Origin of the sequence: Nocardia bovistercoris (genome assembly GCF_015674855.1) — a bacterium.
Lineage (GTDB): Bacteria > Actinomycetota > Actinomycetes > Mycobacteriales > Mycobacteriaceae > Nocardia > Nocardia bovistercoris.
The window spans coordinates 26,207-43,249 of sequence record NZ_JADMLG010000014.1; the positions used below are offsets into that span (position 1 = coordinate 26,207).

The window sequence follows — 17,043 nt, forward strand, 5'->3', positions numbered from 1 at the left end:
GCAACCCCGGCGCGATCGGAAAACAGCACGCCATTTATTCTTTGTCAGCATCGGTGAGACAGCGCCTGGGGGGATTCTCAGGCAGCAAGTCCGTCTCCCCAGAAAGGATTCGAGCCAGATGACGGTACTCGACTCGATTCTCGACGGGGTCCGCGCGGATGTGGCCGCTCGGGAAGCCGTCCTGGACTTCCAGTCCATCAAGGCCGCCGCGACCCGTGCACCCGCACCCCTCGACGCGCGTGCCGCACTCCTCGAAGACGGCATCGGCGTCATCGCCGAGGTCAAGCGGGCGAGTCCGTCCAAGGGCGCCCTCGCCGACATTCCCGATCCGGCCAGCCTCGCCAAGGCTTACGAGGACGGCGGCGCGCGGATCATCAGCGTGCTCACCGAGGGACGTCGTTTCGGCGGCTCGCTCGACGACCTCGACGCGGTGCGCGCTTCGGTGCACATCCCGATCCTGCGCAAGGATTTCGTCATCGGCCCATATCAGATCCACGAGGCGCGCGCGCACGGCGCCGACGTCATCCTGCTGATCGTGGCCGCGCTGGAACAGGACGTGCTCTCCGGGCTGATCGACCGCACCGAATCGCTCGGCATGACGGCCCTGGTCGAGGTGCACACCGAGGAGGAGGCCGATCGGGCGCTGGAAGCGGGCGCGTCGGTCATCGGCGTGAACGCGCGCAATCTCAAGACGCTCGAGGTCGACCGCGACGTGTTCGCCCGCATCGCGCCCGGACTGCCTACCGAGGTCATCCGCATCGCCGAATCCGGTGTGCGCGGCACCGCCGACCTGCTCGCCTACGCGGGTGCGGGCGCGGATGCCGTCCTGGTCGGCGAGGGCCTGGTGACGAGCGGCGATCCGCGCGCGGCGGTGCTGCAGCTGGTCACAGCGGGCACCCACCCGTCCTGCCCGAAGCCAGCCCGCCGGGGCCGGTGATGACGGCGGACGCGCTGCCAAAGGCCAGCCGCGGCGTACACGAGCGCAGCGCGCACGAACCCGACGCGGGCGGCCACTGGGGCGTCTACGGCGGCAGGCATGTGCCGGAGGCGCTGATGGCGGTGATCGAGGAGGTCACCGCCGAGTACGACAAATGCCGCCTCGACCCGGCCTTCCTCGACGAATTGGACCGGCTGCAACGCGATTACACCGGGCGCCCGTCGCCGGTGTTCGAATGCACGAGGCTGTCCGAGCACGCGGGCGGCGCGCGGGTGCTGCTCAAGCGCGAGGACCTCAACCACACCGGGTCGCACAAGATCAACAATGTGCTCGGCCAGGCGCTGCTCGCCAAGCGCATGGGTAAGACGCGCGTCATCGCCGAGACCGGCGCGGGCCAGCACGGCGTAGCCACCGCGACCGCCTGCGCGCTGCTCGGCCTCGACTGCGTGATCTACATGGGCGCGGTCGACACCGCCCGCCAAGCCCTCAACGTGGCGCGGATGCGGCTGCTCGGCTCCGAGGTGATCTCGGTGACCACCGGCTCGCAGACCCTCAAGGACGCGATCAATGAGGCGCTGCGTGACTGGGTCACCAACGCCGAGGACACCTACTACTGCTTCGGCACCGCCGCGGGACCGCATCCGTTCCCGATGATGGTGCGCGACTTCCAGCGGATCGTCGGCCTCGAGGCGCGCGCCCAGGTGCGCGCGCTCACCGGTCGGCTCCCCGACGCGGTGGCAGCCTGCGTCGGCGGCGGCTCCAACGCCATCGGCATCTTCCACCCCTTCCTCGACGACGCCGACGTGCGCCTGATCGGGTACGAGGCGGCGGGCGACGGCGTCGACACCGGCAGACACGCCGCCACCTTCACCGGCGGCACGCCCGGCGCCTTCCAGGGCGCGTACTCGTACCTGCTGCAGGACGAGGACGGCCAGACCATCGAATCGCACTCGATCTCGGCCGGTCTGGACTATCCCGGCGTCGGCCCCGAGCACGCCTTCCTCAAGGACATCGGCCGCGCCGAATACCGGCCGATCACCGACACCGAGGCGATGGACGCGCTGCTGCTGCTGAGCCGCACCGAGGGCATCATCCCGGCCATCGAATCCGCGCACGCCGTCGCGGGCGCGCTGAAACTGGGGCGCGAACTCGGTCCCGGCGCGATCATCCTGGTCAACCTGTCCGGTCGCGGCGACAAGGACATGGACACCGCAGCCCGCTGGTTCGGGCTGTTCGACGACGAGTCCGAGGAGTCCGCGCCATGAGTCAGCAGTCCCGTCTCGGCGCCACCTTCGCCGCCGCGCGCGCCGAGGACCGCGCCGCGCTCATCGGCTACCTGCCCGCGGGCTACCCGGATCTGGCGGGCTCGATCGAGGTGTGCCGCACCATGGTCGAATCCGGTTGTGACATCGTGGAAGTCGGCGTCGCCTACTCCGATCCGGTGATGGACGGCCCGACCATCCAGGCCGCCGCCGAACAGGCGCTGCGCGGCGGGGTACGGGTGCGCGACGTGTTCTCGGTGGTCGAGGCGATCACCGGCGCGGGCGGCCAAGCCGTGGTCATGAGCTACTGGAATCCCGTGCTGCGCTACGGAATCGACCGTTTCGCCCGCGATCTGGCGGCGGCGGGCGGCGCCGGGATCATCACCCCGAACCTCATCCCGGAGGAAGCCGACGACTGGTTCGTCGCCTCCGCCGCACACGATCTGGATCGCATCTTCCTCGTCGCGCCGTCCTCCACCGAGGAGCGCCTGGTGAAGACTTTGGCGTCCTCGCGCGGATTCATCTACGCGGCCTCGACCATGGGCGTCACCGGCGCGCGCGACGTGGTCTCCTCGGCCGCTCCCGCGCTCTGCGCACGGGTCCGCGCCCACTCCGACATCCCGATCGGCGTCGGACTCGGCGTGCGCTCCGGCGCTCAGGCCGCCGAGATCGCCTCCTACGCCGACGGAGTCATCGTCGGGTCGGCACTGGTGAGCGCCGCCGCCGAAGGACTCGACGCGGTGCGCGCGCTCACCGAGGAACTCGCCGCAGGCGTGCGCTCCGCAGCCGTGCGCTCCTGATCCGGCGTCGGACCGGCAGTGCGCGGCTATCCCGACTCCGGGTCGGGCCGTGCGCTGCTGCTGCGGCTCCCGGTCGGTCACGCCTGGCGCAAGCCGCCGACCGACCCCAACGGTGACATCGCCGGTACTCGCGACCCGCGGGTGCGCCGCGGCGATCTGACCGAGCGACCGTCTATGCGGCTGTCGGTGTGTCGTCGACCTGGGTACGCGCACGTCGCCTGATCCCAGGGTGCGTCCGGATCGCACCTCGAATCGGTCCCGTGCACTGCTGATCCGGTTCCGGTCGGACGGTGCTTTCGGCCCGCCGCTCGGATCGTGGCTGCGCCCGCGCGGCGGGAGGGCGGCGCGTGCGCCCGCGCGGACTCCGCTACCGTGGCGACCGTGACTTTACGAGTCCTGGCAGACAGTGCGGTGGCCGGCGATGTGCTCGCCTACATTCCCAGTCCTTCGCAGGGGGTGTGGCAGCTCGGGCCGTTCCCGTTGCGGGCCTATGCGCTGTGCATCATCATCGGCATCGTCGTCGCCATCTGGTGGGGTGAGCGGCGCTGGCAGGATCGGGGCGGGCGGCAGGGCACCGTACTCGACGTCGCCATGTTCGCGGTGCCGTTCGGACTCGTCGGCGGCAGGCTGTATCACGTCGCCACCGACTGGCAGAAGTATTTCGGCGCCGACGGGCACGCGATCGACGCGCTGAAGATCTATCAGGGCGGACTCGGCATCTGGGGCGCGGTATTCCTCGGCGGCGTCGGCGCGTGGATCGGCTGCCGCATCTACAAGGTCCCGCTGCCCGCCTTCGGCGACGCCATCGCGCCGCCGATCCTGTTGGCGCAGGCCATCGGTCGTCTCGGCAACTACTTCAACCAGGAGCTGTACGGGCGCGAGACCGAACTGCCGTGGGGGCTCGAGATCTACCTGCGGTTCGACGACGACGGCAAACTCGACATGATGAACGGCGTCTCCACCGGCGTCGTGGAGAAGGTCGTGCAGCCGACCTTCCTGTACGAGCTGGTGTGGAATCTGCTCGTCGTGGTGCTGCTGGTGCAGATCGACCGCCGCTTCCGCATCGGGCACGGCCGCCTGTTCGCGCTCTACGTCGCCGGGTACTGCCTCGGCCGTTTCGTGGTCGAACTGCTGCGCGACGACGAGGCGACCAAGATAGCGGGTATCCGAATCAACTCGTTCACCTCGGCCGTGGTGTTCCTGATCGCCGTCGCCTACGTCATCTTCGCCACCAAGGGCCGCGAGGCTCCGGAGACATTGCAGCCCGGCGCCGTGCGGCGCCCGTGGCCGTGGCAGTTCGGCCGATTGCGCGCGGCGGCGGAAGCCGGGGCGGTCGCGGTCGCGGCGAAGTCGGATGCCGACGAATCCACCGACACCGACGATTCCGAGAAGTCCGAGACGAGCGAAAAGTCGGAGACAGGCGAAAAGTCGGAGGCGGGTGAGAAGGTCGAGGCGGGTGAAAAGTCGGAAGTGGCCGAGAAGTCCGACACGACCGACACAGCCGAGAAGTCCGAGACGGCCGAGAAGTCGGGGGAGGGCGAGAAGTCCGAGTCCGCGGAAGCCGGCGCCGAGAAGTCCGATCCGAGCATTGCGGGAGACGAGGGCGATTCGGACCCGAGCACGGCGACCGCGAAATCGGAGAATTCCGCCGAACCGGACGCCGCCGCCTCGCCGTCGAAATCCGGCGGCGCGAAGGACACCGAGGCAACCGACCCGAAAACCGGCGATTCGACCACGTTCGATTCGACCACTCCCGAATCGAACGCCGCGGAATCGAAAGCGACCGATGGCGAGCCGAAGGACTCCGCCGCGGTGCGGGCGACCGATTCGGAATCGACGGACCCCGCGCCGAAGGGCGACGCGGCCGCCGCCGAGAAATCGACCGAAACCGACACCGCTGAGGTGTCCGCAGCGTCCGCAAAGTCCGGACCCGAGTCGGACGAGCCGCGTGCCGAAATCGAAAAGCCCAGCTCGTCGGCCGATTCCGGGGCCCGCGCCGATAAGTCCTGACGCGCGACTCCCGATTCGGAATCGTTGTCGGGCGAAATCCTCGGCCGCCGATCGGCAACGCCCGCGCGGCGGTGCGCGATAACGATTGGGAAGATCGATTCGGCGTTCGCCGGATACGGTATCGACCGAGGTCGGCGTCGGGCAGCGCGAGACAGTAGAGTCTGGCGATGTCACCGGCGGCCGGCCGAATTCGACCATCGCGGCAACCGCAGGCGACACGCCACGAGGCGGGGGAGCCCGCACAAATGAGGAGGACATTTCGTGACCGACCCCTACCAGCAGAACCCCGGCGGCGGACCCCAGTACGGCCCGCCCGGTACGGGTCCCGATCTGAACAAGCCGGGCGCCGCGCCGGGCCAGCCGTACGGCCAGACTTCCGACCCGTACGCCCAGCAGCAGCCCTACGGCCAGCCGTCCGATCCGTACGGCCAGCAGCAGTACGGCCAGCAGCCGGGTGGCTACCCGCCTGCGCAGTACGGTGCGCCGCAGCCGACCGGCTACAACCCCGGCGATCCCGACGCGCCGTACGGCCGTGACATGTACGGCGCGCCGTTCTCGGACAAGCAGAAGCTGACGGCGGGTCTGCTGCAGATCTTCCTCGGCGCCTTCGGCGTCGGTCGCTTCTACCTCGGCTACACCGGCCTCGGCATCGCCCAGATCGCCGTGGTGTGGCTGACCTGCGGTATCGGTGGCATCTGGCCGCTGATCGACGGCATCATGATGCTGACCGGCAAGGTTCCCGACGCCACGGGTCGCCCGCTGCGGGACTGAGCTGCACGAGAAGAACCGGACAGGGCGCTCCGCATCGGCGGGGCGCCCTGTCGCGTTCCGACCTCACGGCCCGGCCTGCGACGCATGTGCATTTTCTTCACCCAGGTTTCACCGAGGCCTGCGGGGGGCCCGCTACCCCAACGGGATTAGGCTTTACCCGTGATGCGACGGACGAAGATTGTGTGCACACTCGGCCCGGCCACTGCCACCGAGGACCGTATCCGCGAACTCGTCGAGAGCGGCATGGACGTGGCCCGGCTGAACTTCAGCCACGGCGAGCACGCCGACCATGCCGAGAACTACAAGAAGGTGCGTCAGGCTTCCGACCACCTCGGTAGGGCGGTCGGCATCCTAGCCGACCTACAGGGCCCCAAGATCCGGCTCGGCCGGTTCATCGAGGGCCGCACCGTCTGGGCGACCGGCGAAGAGGTCCGCATCACCGTCGACGACGTCGACGGAACCCACGACCGCGTCTCCACCACGTACAAGGAATTGGCCAAGGATGCCAAGCCGGGCGACCGGCTGCTCGTCGACGACGGCAAGGTCGGTCTGAGCGTCACCGGCGTCGAGGGCAACGATGTGATCTGCCGGGTCACCGAGGGCGGCCCGGTCTCCAACAACAAGGGTGTCTCGCTGCCGGGCATGGACGTCTCGGTGCCCGCGCTGTCGGAGAAGGACATCGAGGATCTGGAATTCGCCCTGAAGCTGGGCGTCGATTTCATCGCGCTGTCGTTCGTGCGTTCGCCTTCGGATGTCGAACTCGTGCACGACGTGATGGATCGGGTCGGGCGCCGGGTGCCGGTGATCGGCAAGTTGGAGAAGCCCGAGGCCATCGACAATCTGGAGGCCGTCGTGCTTGCCTTCGACGCCGTCATGGTCGCGCGCGGCGACCTCGGCGTCGAATTGCCGCTGGAGCAGGTGCCGATCGTGCAGAAGCGCGCCATCCAGATGGCGCGGGAGAACGCCAAGCCGGTCATCGTGGCCACCCAGATGCTCGAGTCGATGATCGAGAATTCGCGACCGACCCGCGCGGAGGCCTCGGATGTGGCCAACGCGGTCCTCGACGGCGCGGACGCGGTGATGCTGTCCGGCGAGACCTCGGTCGGCGCGTACCCGATCGAGACGGTGCGCACCATGGCGCGCATCGTGCACGCGGTGGAGACCGAATCCACCAGCGTGCCACCGCTGACCCACGTGCCGCGCACCAAGCGTGGCGTGATCTCCTACGCGGCGCGCGACATCGGCGAGCGGCTCAACGCGAAGGCGCTCGTTGCCTTCACCCAGTCCGGTGACACGGTGCGGCGGCTGGCCCGCCTGCACACGCCGCTGCCGCTGCTCGCCTTCACCCCGTTGCCCGAGGTGCGCAGCCAGTTGGCGCTGACCTGGGGCACGGAGACCTTCATCGTGCCGATGGTGGAGAGCACCGACGCGATGATCCACCAGGTCGATGTGGCGCTGCTGTCGATGGGGCGATACGCGAAGGGCGATCTGGTGGTGATCGTTGCGGGCTCGCCGCCGGGTACTGTCGGTTCCACCAACCTGATCCACGTGCACCGCATCGGCGAGGAGGACCATTAAATGTCTGCTGCCCTAGGTGGCTCCGTCGATTTCGACCCGACTCCGGGTTCCGATCTCGACGTCCTGCTCGGCCTGCTCGATCTGGAGCAGATGGATGAGGACGTCTTCGTCGGACAGCATCCGGAGAAGGTATGGAGCCGTACCTTCGGCGGCCAACTCGTCGCGCAAGCGATCATCGCGGCCGGTCGTACCGCGGGCGACCGGCCGCTGCACGTCGTCAACGCGCATTTCGTGCGCGGCGGCGATGTGAAGCAGCCGATCGAATACCGTGTCGATCGGCACCGCGACGGCCGCTCCCTGGCGAATCGAACGGTCACCGCCTACCAGGACGGCCAGGAGCTTTTCGTGATGCTCGCGGCCTTCCAGGAGTGGGGTAAGGGCCTCGAGCACGCGCACGACAAGCCCGAGGTGCCCGATCCCGAGTTGCTGCCTCGCGTCGAGGAGCATTTCGCGGGTTTCGAGGACAAGTTGGCGATGTTCGTGAAGGCGCCGCATCCGATCGATATGCGGTACACGAACGATCCGGCCTGGATCATGAAGGGCACCGGCGAACAGCTCAACCACAATCGGGTCTGGATGAAGGCCGACGGCGTGCTGCCCGACGATCCGCTGATCCACGTGGCGACCCTTGGCTATTCGTCGGACACCACGATCCTGGATTCGATCATCACCACGCACGGCCTGTCGTGGGGGCACGATCGCATCGTCGCGGCGACGGTGAACCATTCCATCTGGTTCCACCGCCCGTTCCGCTTCGACGATTGGGCGCTCTACGCCACCGAATCACCGGTGGCGGCGAATTCGCGCGGTCTGGCGACCGGCCGGTTCTACTCGCGCAACGGCGAATTGCTGGCCACCACGGTGCAGGAAGGCATGATCCGGCACTTCCCGCCGCGCCGCTGAGGCTGCTGGGGTCGCGACGGCCCCGCTGTCGGATCCGGCGGCGGGGCCCGTGCGTATCGGGTTCGGTTACAGGCTTTCCCGCTCGGTCTCGAAGTCGAAGCTGTCACGCCGCCGCACCCGGATGGTGCGCGGTATCTCCAGGTCCGTCGCGCCGCCCGCCGTTTCCATCATGAGGCGGCGTTCCAGCGCGGCCAGTCCCGGCGCGGTGAGATCACGCGGCGCGCCGACCAGGCTGAGGGCGATCTCGTAGGTGCGTCTCGCGCCCGGTTCCTGTCCGGGATGGTCGACGCGCCACTGGGTTTCGAGCAGGATGTGGGCGGGGTCGTCGGGGTCGACGGGCAGGGTGAAACGCCACGCGAAGACCTCGCGGTCCTGGAGGTGGTCATCGACGACGCCGCGCACGGTCTCCACGATGTGGTCGAGGGTTTCCGGTGTCACATACACATGGAGCGAGCAATCCGAAATGCGTTTCGGCATGTCTGATTCCTGTCGTGTGTCGGACCAGCAAACGGCGGAAGTCTGTCCGCGGGGAGTGTAGACCCTCGATGTGGTCCGGCGACACAGCCGGGGGCGAAATGTCGTGCGCGTCCCAATTCAGTGGTTCCGCCCGATTCACCTGATCCGCTGGGCGGCCAGGAAGGAGGCCATCGGCGCGGGCGCCGCTCCCGGCTGCACCACGAGCCCGCGGCGTTCGTCCTGGATCGGCCGAACCGGCGCCAACGGCGCCAGCGCGAGCAGCAACGGCACCAGCGCTTCGGCGATCCGATCGCCGACCTCGCAGAAAGCGGCCTCCGACAGCCCGATCGGGTCGGCGATGTTCTCCCGGCCGACCAGAGAGAGGTCGTTGCGCGCCCGGTGCAGTTCGGCGATGGTGCGCGCGCCGGTGACCTTGGCGATGCGCCGCGCCTCGAGCAGGGCGAAGGTGCGCGGCCACGCACCGAAGGCCATGGCCGCGGCCTGATCCCGGATCTGCTCGGTCATGGCGAGCACCAAGTCGGCGCGGTCGATCATCTCCGGTTTGAGTTTGCGGGCGCGGAACCCTTCCGGATCGCCGCCGAGGCCGGTGATGGCCTTGGCGGCCAGCGGTTCCACCGGAAAGCCGACCAGCGCGCGCGTTCCCGCGCTCTCGGCCGTCAACCCCGGGAGACCGTGTTCGGCGGCGACGGCGCGCGTGAGTCGCTCGGCGATCACCGAACGGCAGACATTGCCGTTACAGACGAACAGGACGTGCATGCGCCTACCGTAATCGCCCCGTTATCGGTCCAGAAGTCGGCCGAACGCGAATCACAGGTGCGCACCGATCATTTCATTCGCTGGTCAGCAGCCGTACACATACCGCACCCCGCTATTAGCGTTACCGCCCGCCCACGGTCATCATCACCCGCCCCGCAACCACCCGTATCAATACCTACCCACGAGTTGCCGAGTTCAATCCACACACCCGGCGCGAGTCCATATCGTGGCACCGCTCACATCGATTTGCTTCGGTAATAAGTGGATTCGTCGACCATCGGCTCGACTTCCGTCTCGTCGCCGCGTCCGGTCCTCGGCGCGGACCACGCCCGGAAATCACTGCGGCGCACTCGAACTCGGGTCGACGCCTTCGGAGATCGACGAACTCGCCGATTCGTGAGCCCCGACACCGCGCGTACGTTCTGCGATTCGATTCGCGGGCCGCCCGCGAACCGGTTTGCCGCGCCAGATCCGCGGTGCCGTCGACGCGCCGAATTCGGTGGTGCATCAGCTCTTCGGCGACGATGAGCAACTGCCGCGGCGACCGCCTCCCCCGGGCGGACCGGTCGAACTCACGACGACCAGCGTGATTCCCGCGGTCAGCGAGCTGCTGGCCGAAGGCCTGCGCGAGTGTCCACCGCACCGCGACCCGTATTGCCCAGGCTGTCGTGGCCGGTCAGCGTAAAGAGAACCCACCTCGACACGACGATCTCCGCAAAGAATTCGGCACGTATCGGTTTCCCGGCCCACTCGAATAGCCAAAATGTGACTTCGGACCCCGACTCCCTGTTCGAAAAAGCTACCTCCGCTATTTCGAGGTAGAACTCTGTAGAGCCACTGCCCGCCCGAAGCCTGAAAACGCCCGCCCACACGATCGCAAGCCCCCGAACATACTCACCGTCCGGGACGTCCGTAGCGAAGCACGCATAGCTCAGGCAGGCGCACCCCACGAGCCCGGAAGAAGTCGGGGGCGACAAAGCCCGAAACGCAACCCTCCAGACGACACCAAACCTCTGGAAGAAGTCGGGGCAACAAAGCCAAAACGCGACATCTCGGGCACCACGCGACCACTGGGCGGATACCGAAGGCGACAAAGCCAAACGCGACATCCAGACACGACGCAACTACCGGAGCGTGACGCAACTACCGGAGTGCGACGCAACCACCGGAGCGTGACGCAACCACCGGAGCGTGACGCAACCACCGGAGCGTGACGCAACCACCGGAGCGTGACGCAACCACCGGAGCGTGACGCAACCACCGGAGCGTGACGCAACCACCGGAACGTGACGCAACCACCGGAGCGCGACGCAACCACCGGAGCGCGACGCAACCACCGGAGCGCGACGCAACCACCGGAAGGGGGGTCCGGGGGGCGAAGCCCCGCCGGGTGGGGCCTGGGGGCTTCGCCCCCAGAAGACTGACCAGCGAAAAAGGCCCACGCATTTTGTGGGCATGACTGGCCCAGAGCTGGTGCCGAGTGTGGGACTCGAACCCACACGTCCTTTCGGACAACGGTTTTTGAGACCGTCGCGTCTGCCAGTTCCGCCAACTCGGCGCACCGGTGGTGAACTATAGCGGGTGGGTGGCCTCGGAAGCGAACCGTCGGGGGTTGATGGTGACGTTCGTGTCTTTGCGCAGGGTATATGCGTTGGTGGTGGACCTGAAAGGTACTCTCTACATCACTCGAATGCGTTCTGGGTGGGGGCGAGGGCGAGGGGTGGGTCTCGAGGGGCCCGGTCCGTGCCGTTGCTCCTTTTCCGCGTTTCGGGGACAGGCATCGGAATAGAGGGGTCTACGTATGAGTGAGCGCAGCGAGCGAATCGTGTGCCGGCCCGCCGGCCGCATGCCCGAGCCGGGTGTCGGCGGGGTGTCGGCATGAGCGCGGCAGTCACCCCTTCGGGGGCCGCCAAGCGTGAGGCCGCGGCGAAGCGGGTCGTCGTCGCGGAGGACGAGGCTCTCATTCGGATGGATCTGGTGGAGATGCTGACCGAGGAGGGGTATCAGGTCGTCGGCGAGGCGGGCGACGGTCAGCAGGCGGTGGATCTCGCGGTGGAGCACCGCCCGGATCTGGTGATCATGGATGTGAAGATGCCGCGCCGCGACGGTATCGACGCGGCGGCCGAGATCGCGTCGAAACGGGTTGCGCCGGTGGTGATCCTGACCGCGTTCAGTCAGCGTGACCTGGTGGAGCGTGCTCGCGACGCGGGTGCGATGGCGTATCTGGTGAAGCCGTTCACCAAGTCGGATCTGGTGCCCGCGATCGAGTTGGCGGCGAGCCGTTTCCACGAGATCACGGCGTTGGAGAACGAGGTCGCGAACCTTTCGGACCGGTTGGAGACGCGCAAGTTGGTCGAGCGCGCCAAGGGTGTGTTGATGCAGACGCAGGGCCTATCGGAGCCACAGGCCTTCAAATGGATACAGCGGACGGCGATGGATCGCCGGACGACGATGAAGGCGGTTGCCGAAGTGGTGCTGGAGAATCTGACGCCGAAGTGACTTCGGCGCATCCGGGCTGATTCTGCCTCGTGGAGCGGGATTCGCGGCGCGCGGCGGGCGAATTTACCGGTCGGAAACACAATCGTGAAACAGAATGGGATACCGCACCGTTTGCTGTACGCGAATGTGATGCGAATCCAACGTGCCGACGCTATGTTCTGTCCGGGTCGGCGTGGTCGGCCTCCTCGGACGAGCCGAGGGAGCACGGGACGTAGAGGTGAGACGTTGATTGGTTCGACATGGCGCAGTCGTTCGACGCGTGGCGTGGTGGTGATCGGCGCCGCCGCCGCGCTGGTGTTGTCGGGGTGCAGTGATAAGTCGACCGACAGCGGCGGCGGTGCGGGCGGCGCGAGCCTGTCCATCCAGCCGGTGGTGCAGCTCGACACCGAGGGCAAGGAGGTCGCGGCGGGCGATTCGTCGGGCGCGGCGGATCCGGCCGGTGACGGCAAGGCCACCTGCGCACCGCTGACCTTGGGTATGGCGGGCCCGCTCACCGGCGGCAACGCCGCACTCGGCATCAATGTCGTGATGGGCGTGAAGCTGGCTCTCGACCAGCACAACAAGGCCAATCCGGGCTGCCAGGTGAAGGTCAAGGAGTTCGACACCGAGGGCAAGGCGCAGAACGCGTCGAGCGTGGTGCCCGCGATCATCGCCGACCCGAATATCGTGGCGTTGATCGGTCCGACGTTCTCGGGTGAGACGAAGGCCACCGGCGGTCAGCTCAATCAGGCCGGTCTGCCGTTCCTCACCGCGTCGGCGACCAATCCGACGCTGACCCAGAACGGCTGGAAGACCTTCTTCCGCGGTCTCGGCAACGACAATTCGCAGGGTCCCGCGGTCGCGAGCTATCTGACCGGCAAGCTGGGCTACAAGAAGATCTGCGTCGTGGTCGACAACACCGACTACGGCAAGGGCCTCGCCGACGCGTTCACCGCGGCGGCGGGTTCGGCGGTCGACGCGGGCTGCGGCGTGACGGTCAAGGAAGGCGACAAGGACTTCTCGGCCGCGGTGTCGGCGTTGGCCGCGGCCAAGCCGGACGCGATCTTCTACTCGGGCTACTACGCCGAGTCCGCGCCGTTCGTCCAGCAGTTGCGCACCGGCGGCGTCACCGCGACCTTCGCTTCCGCCGACGGCAGCAACGATCCGGAATTCGTCCGGCAGGCGGGCAACTCGGCGAAGGACGCGTACCTGTCGTGCCCGTGCAGCCCGGCGCCCGCGAAGTTCACCGAGGAGTACAAGGCGTTCAACGGCCAAGCGCCGGGCGTGTACTCGGTGGAGGGCTACGACCTCACCACCATCGTGTTGAAGGCCATCGCTGCGGGTAAGGTGACTCGCGCCGACATCGCCGAGTACGTTCGCACCTACGACGGCGCGGGTGTCGCGCGTCAGTACAAGTGGAACGAAAACGGGGAACTGGCGAACATCCAGATCTGGATGTACCAGGTCAAGTAGTTCACCGACGAGCGTTGGCGGCGTGTGCGGGTCTCCTCGGGGCCCGCACACGCCGTTTCACCGACACGAGAGATACGAATGACTGCAACCGCACTGGTCGGTGTGGACCTGCTCGCCAACGGGTCGATCGACTTCAACATCTCCGGGGTGGTGGACCAGTTCTGGCGCCTCACCGTGGACGGTCTCACCTACGGCTCGATCTATGCCCTTGTGGCCGTGGGGTACACCTTGGTCTACGGCGTGCTGCGTCTGATCAATTTCGCGCACTCGGAAATATTCATGTTGGGTATGTTCGGCACCTACGTGGGGTTGGAGATTCTCGGTTTCGCACCGAGCGGCGACGTGTATTCCCAGGGCGTGGTGATGACGGTGGTCTTCCTCGGTCTCGCCATGCTGTTCGGCATGGCGGTCTCGGGTGCCGCCGCGGTCGGCCTGGAACGGGTGGCCTATCGCCCGCTGCGCAAGCGCGGCGCGAAACCGTTGGCGTTCTTGATCACCGCGATCGGCATGTCGTTCGTGATCCAGGAGTTCGTGCACTACATCCTGCCCAAGATCAAGCCTGGGCTCGGCGGCACCAACGCGCAGACCGGTATTCGGCTGGTCGACCCGAAGGTGCAGTTCAGCTTCCTCGGCGCGGATGTGACCAATGTCGCGATCGTCATCGTGGTCTCGGCGGTGGTGCTTGCGCTGGCGACCGAGTTGTTGATCAACCGCACCAAATTCGGTCGCGGCATCCGCGCGGTCGCACAGGACCCGGACACCGCGACCCTGATGGGTGTCTCGCGGGAGCGGGTCATCATGTTGACCTTCCTCATCGGCGGTGTCCTCGCGGGCGCCGCCGCGCTGCTCTACACGCTGCGGGTACCGACCGGCATCATCTATTCCGGCGGATTCATCCTCGGCATCAAGGCTTTCAGCGCCGCCGTGCTCGGCGGCATCGGCAATCTGCGCGGGGCGCTGCTCGGCGGTCTGATCCTCGGCGTGGCCGAACAGTACGGGCAGATCCTGTTCGGCACGGAATGGCGTGACGTGGTCGCCTTCGTGCTGCTGGTGACCGTGCTGATGTTCCGGCCGACCGGCATTCTGGGGGAGAGCCTCGGGAGGGCACGAGCATGACCGAAACGACGAGCCCCTTGCCGAACGTCGGTTCGGATCCGGCGCCGAAGCAGAACTTCGGCGACTCCGTGCGCGACTGGTGGGGCGGTCTGTCGCGGCCGGGCCAGTGGGCGGTCGGCATTCCGGTGATCATCGCGCTGGCGCTGCTCCCGCTGTTCCCGCCGCCGATCCTGGATACCCCCGGTGTGAGTTTCGGCAATGTGATGGCGCTGTTCTCGATGTACGCGCTGATCGCGATCGGACTCAATGTCGTGGTCGGGCAGGCGGGTCTGCTCGACCTGGGCTATGTCGGCTTCTTCGCGGTCGGCGCGTACACCGTCGGTCTGCTGACCAGCAAGGACAGCCCCTGGAACCAGACCGACGGCTGGCTCGGCTCTAGTTGGGCGTGGTGGGCGTGCGTGCCGCTGGCGATCGTGTTCACGGCGCTGTCGGGTCTGATCCTCGGCACGCCGACGCTGCGGTTGCGCGGTGACTACCTGGCGATCGTGACGCTCGGCTTCGGTGAGATCGTGCGGCACCTGTCGGACAACCTCGGCGAGCTGACCAACGGCAGCCTCGGGCTCTCGGCCATCGCCTATCCGGATGTCGCGGATTCGGCGTCGCATCCGGGCGGGGTGTTCTCGCCGGGCAATCTGGGCGATTCCGACAGCTGGAATCCGTTCGAACGGGCCAGTTACGGCACCTGGTGGTACTGGCTGGGCATGGTGTTGGTGATCATCGTGCTGCTGCTGATCGGCAATCTGGAGCGCAGCCGGGTCGGGCGCGCGTGGGTCGCGATCCGCGAGGACGAGGACGCCGCCGAGATCATGGGCGTGCCGACCTTCAAGTTCAAACTGTGGGCGTTCACGATCGGGGCCGCGGTTGGCGGCGTATCCGGCGCGATGTTCGCGGGCAACGTCACCTACATCAATCCGCGCCAGTTCGACATCATCACCTCGATGCTGTTCCTGTGCGCGGTGGTGCTCGGCGGCAAGGGCAACAAGCTCGGTGTGATCGTCGGCGCGTTCCTCATCGCGTATCTGCCGCTGCGGTTGCAGTCGACGCAGTTGGTGTCCGACGAGGTCACCGGGTATGTACTGCTGGTCATCGACGTGGCGGCCTTCGTCGGCCTGCTGGCCGCGTGGCGGTTGAAGGTGCAGTTCATGGGGCCGTGGCCGCGCCGCGGCGTGATCGTCGGGACGGTGTTCACCGGTGTGATGGGACTGTTGCTGCTCGGCAGCGTGCTGCTGTTCCGCAAGGGCGGCGCGCAGTCCCTCGGTGACCTGAAATATCTGTACTTCGGTATCGCACTGGTGGTGATGATGATTCTGCGGCCGCAAGGTCTGTTCCCGGCTCGGCAGAAACTGCTGGCCTACGGCAGGCAGGTGTACCAGGCGGTGCGCCGTCCGGTCGCGCAGCCGGTGGGAGCGGACCGATGACCGGGCCGGGCGCGGGCGACGCGCTGTTCGACAACGAGGACATGGCCGCCGGGTACGCCGAGCAGGAGCGCATCGAGAGCGCGGGCATGGTGGACGTGACGCAGGTGCTGCCCGTCCTCGCCGATTCGGAGGCGGTGGCCGAGGTGGTCGCGGCGCATCGCGACATCGCCACCGAGGTCGGCGCGCCGCTGCTGCGCACCGAGGGCCTCACCGTCCGATTCGGCGGCCTGACCGCGCTGGACTCGGTGGATTTCGAGATCCGCCGCGGTGAGATCCTCGGGCTCATCGGGCCCAACGGCGCGGGCAAGACCACCTGCTTCAACGCCATCACCGGTGTGTACCAACCGGCGGCGGGCACCGTCTACTTCGACGGCAAACCGCTGACCAAGACCTCGCGCAACGAGATCACCCGGCTCGGCATCGCGCGCACCTTCCAGAACATCCGCCTGTTCGGCGAGATGACCGCGCTGGAGAACGTGGTGGTCGGCACCGACGCCAGGCACCGGACCTCGGTGCTCGGCGCGGTCCTGCGCACCAGCCGCCACCGCCGCGAGGAGCGCGACGCCATCGAACGCGGCATGGCGCTGCTCGAATTCGTCGGCATCGCACCGCACGCGGTGGAGAAGGCGCGCAATCTGTCCTACGGCGATCAGCGCCGCCTCGAGATCGCGCGCGCGTTGGCGACCGAGCCGAAACTGCTGTGCCTGGACGAACCCGCCGCCGGATTCAATCCGAGCGAGAAGGCGGCGCTGATGGATCTGATCCGCAAGATCCGCGACGACGGCTTCACCGTGCTGCTCATCGAACACGACATGCGGCTGGTCATGGGGGTGACCGACCGCATCGTCGTGCTGGAGTTCGGCCGCAAGATCGCCGACGGGCTGCCCGAGGCGATTCGCGAGGATCCGAGCGTGGTCGCGGCCTATCTCGGCGTGCCCGACGAACAGGTCGGCGCGGCGGCCGCGCAGGCAGGCATCGAGATCGCGCCGGAGAAGCCGGGTTCGCCGATGTTCGTCGCGCCCGAGCAGCCGACCGAGAAGCTGCCGCTGCCGCGCCTTGATGGC

The 17,043-nt window shown here is 67.5% G+C and carries 13 protein-coding genes, 1 tRNA gene and 1 pseudogene; 12 read left to right on the forward strand and 3 right to left on the reverse strand.

What is annotated here, in order from left to right; all coding sequences use genetic code 11:
• Nucleotides 1-118 precede the first annotated feature (118 nt).
• From trpC to IT779_RS28280, 7 genes are all read left to right on the forward strand, one after another.
• Entirely contained in the window at nt 119-937 is an 819-nt protein-coding gene (gene trpC, locus IT779_RS28250) for an indole-3-glycerol phosphate synthase TrpC (protein ID WP_196152486.1), read from the forward strand.
• A complete protein-coding gene (gene trpB, locus IT779_RS28255) occupies nt 937-2,202 on the forward strand; it encodes a tryptophan synthase subunit beta (protein ID WP_196152487.1) in 1,266 nt (421 codons plus the stop codon). The genes trpC and trpB overlap by 1 nt, the downstream gene beginning before the upstream one ends.
• Nucleotides 2,199-2,999: a tryptophan synthase subunit alpha gene (gene trpA, locus IT779_RS28260; RefSeq protein WP_196152488.1), complete on the forward strand. Its 801-nt coding sequence runs from the start codon at nt 2,199-2,201 to the stop codon at nt 2,997-2,999. The genes trpB and trpA overlap by 4 nt, the downstream gene beginning before the upstream one ends.
• A 381-nt stretch (nt 3,000-3,380) precedes the next feature.
• Nucleotides 3,381-5,009 (forward strand): prolipoprotein diacylglyceryl transferase, encoded by a 1,629-nt coding sequence (gene lgt, locus IT779_RS28265; protein WP_332839010.1) that lies wholly within the window; start codon nt 3,381-3,383, stop codon nt 5,007-5,009.
• Between the two features lie 261 nt (nt 5,010-5,270).
• Entirely contained in the window at nt 5,271-5,780 is a 510-nt protein-coding gene (locus tag IT779_RS38580; protein ID WP_196152489.1) for a TM2 domain-containing protein, read from the forward strand.
• A gap of 159 nt (nt 5,781-5,939) precedes the next feature.
• Entirely contained in the window at nt 5,940-7,358 is a 1,419-nt protein-coding gene (pyk, locus tag IT779_RS28275; RefSeq protein WP_196152490.1) for a pyruvate kinase, read from the forward strand.
• Nucleotides 7,359-8,261 carry an acyl-CoA thioesterase gene (locus IT779_RS28280; protein WP_196152491.1) on the forward strand — a complete coding sequence of 301 codons (903 nt, stop codon included), beginning with the start codon at nt 7,359-7,361 and terminating at the stop codon, nt 8,259-8,261.
• Nucleotides 8,262-8,327: 66 nt separating this feature from the next.
• Here IT779_RS28280 and IT779_RS28285 read toward each other — a convergent pair whose 3' ends face one another.
• The 3 genes from IT779_RS28285 to IT779_RS28295 all read right to left on the reverse strand — a co-directional run bounded on the left by IT779_RS28285 (nt 8,328) and on the right by IT779_RS28295 (nt 11,052).
• On the reverse strand, nt 8,328-8,699 hold the full coding sequence (locus IT779_RS28285) for a hypothetical protein (protein ID WP_332839011.1): 372 nt from the start codon (nt 8,697-8,699) through the stop codon (nt 8,328-8,330).
• Between the two features lie 174 nt (nt 8,700-8,873).
• Complete coding sequence (locus IT779_RS28290) at nt 8,874-9,494, reverse strand: arsenate reductase/protein-tyrosine-phosphatase family protein (protein WP_196152493.1); 621 nt, start codon at nt 9,492-9,494, stop codon at nt 8,874-8,876.
• Between the two features lie 1,471 nt (nt 9,495-10,965).
• Nucleotides 10,966-11,052: transfer RNA gene (locus tag IT779_RS28295), tRNA-Leu, on the reverse strand.
• Nucleotides 11,053-11,372: 320 nt separating this feature from the next.
• Between IT779_RS28295 and IT779_RS28300 the strand changes: the two genes are divergently transcribed.
• The 5 genes and pseudogenes from IT779_RS28300 to IT779_RS38145 form a co-directional block, all read left to right on the forward strand.
• Nucleotides 11,373-11,993, forward strand: coding sequence for an ANTAR domain-containing response regulator (locus IT779_RS28300; RefSeq protein ID WP_196152494.1), 621 nt, complete (start codon nt 11,373-11,375; stop codon nt 11,991-11,993).
• Nucleotides 11,994-12,218: 225 nt separating this feature from the next.
• The gene (locus IT779_RS28305; RefSeq protein ID WP_232542194.1) at nt 12,219-13,445 is read left to right on the forward strand and encodes a branched-chain amino acid ABC transporter substrate-binding protein; all 1,227 of its coding nucleotides are present in this window, start codon (nt 12,219-12,221) and stop codon (nt 13,443-13,445) included.
• Nucleotides 13,446-13,523: 78 nt separating this feature from the next.
• Nucleotides 13,524-14,561, forward strand: a complete 1,038-nt coding sequence (locus tag IT779_RS28310) for a branched-chain amino acid ABC transporter permease (protein ID WP_196152495.1) — start codon at nt 13,524-13,526, stop codon at nt 14,559-14,561.
• Nucleotides 14,558-15,979 (forward strand): branched-chain amino acid ABC transporter permease, encoded by a 1,422-nt coding sequence (locus IT779_RS28315; RefSeq protein WP_196152496.1) that lies wholly within the window; start codon nt 14,558-14,560, stop codon nt 15,977-15,979. Before IT779_RS28310 ends, IT779_RS28315 begins: the two co-directional genes overlap by 4 nt.
• Nucleotides 15,976-16,929 (forward strand): annotated as a pseudogene (locus IT779_RS38145) (ABC transporter ATP-binding protein); the annotation flags it as partial. The gene IT779_RS28315 and the pseudogene IT779_RS38145, both read left to right, overlap by 4 nt.
• Nucleotides 16,930-17,043 lie beyond the last annotated feature (114 nt).

Excerpts from the sequence above, each read along its gene's own strand:
- trpB (WP_196152487.1), top strand. The coding sequence starts at position 937 with ATGACGGCGGACGCGCTGCCAAAGGCCAGCCGCGGCGTACACGAGCGC.
- IT779_RS28290 (WP_196152493.1), bottom strand. The coding sequence starts at position 9,494 with ATGCACGTCCTGTTCGTCTGTAACGGCAATGTCTGCCGTTCGGTGATC.
- IT779_RS28280 (WP_196152491.1), top strand. The coding sequence starts at position 7,359 with ATGTCTGCTGCCCTAGGTGGCTCCGTCGATTTCGACCCGACTCCGGGT.
- IT779_RS28310 (WP_196152495.1), top strand. The coding sequence starts at position 13,524 with ATGACTGCAACCGCACTGGTCGGTGTGGACCTGCTCGCCAACGGGTCG.
- IT779_RS28315 (WP_196152496.1), top strand. The coding sequence starts at position 14,558 with ATGACCGAAACGACGAGCCCCTTGCCGAACGTCGGTTCGGATCCGGCG.
- trpA (WP_196152488.1), top strand. The coding sequence starts at position 2,199 with ATGAGTCAGCAGTCCCGTCTCGGCGCCACCTTCGCCGCCGCGCGCGCC.
- IT779_RS28300 (WP_196152494.1), top strand. The coding sequence starts at position 11,373 with ATGAGCGCGGCAGTCACCCCTTCGGGGGCCGCCAAGCGTGAGGCCGCG.
- trpC (WP_196152486.1), top strand. The coding sequence starts at position 119 with ATGACGGTACTCGACTCGATTCTCGACGGGGTCCGCGCGGATGTGGCC.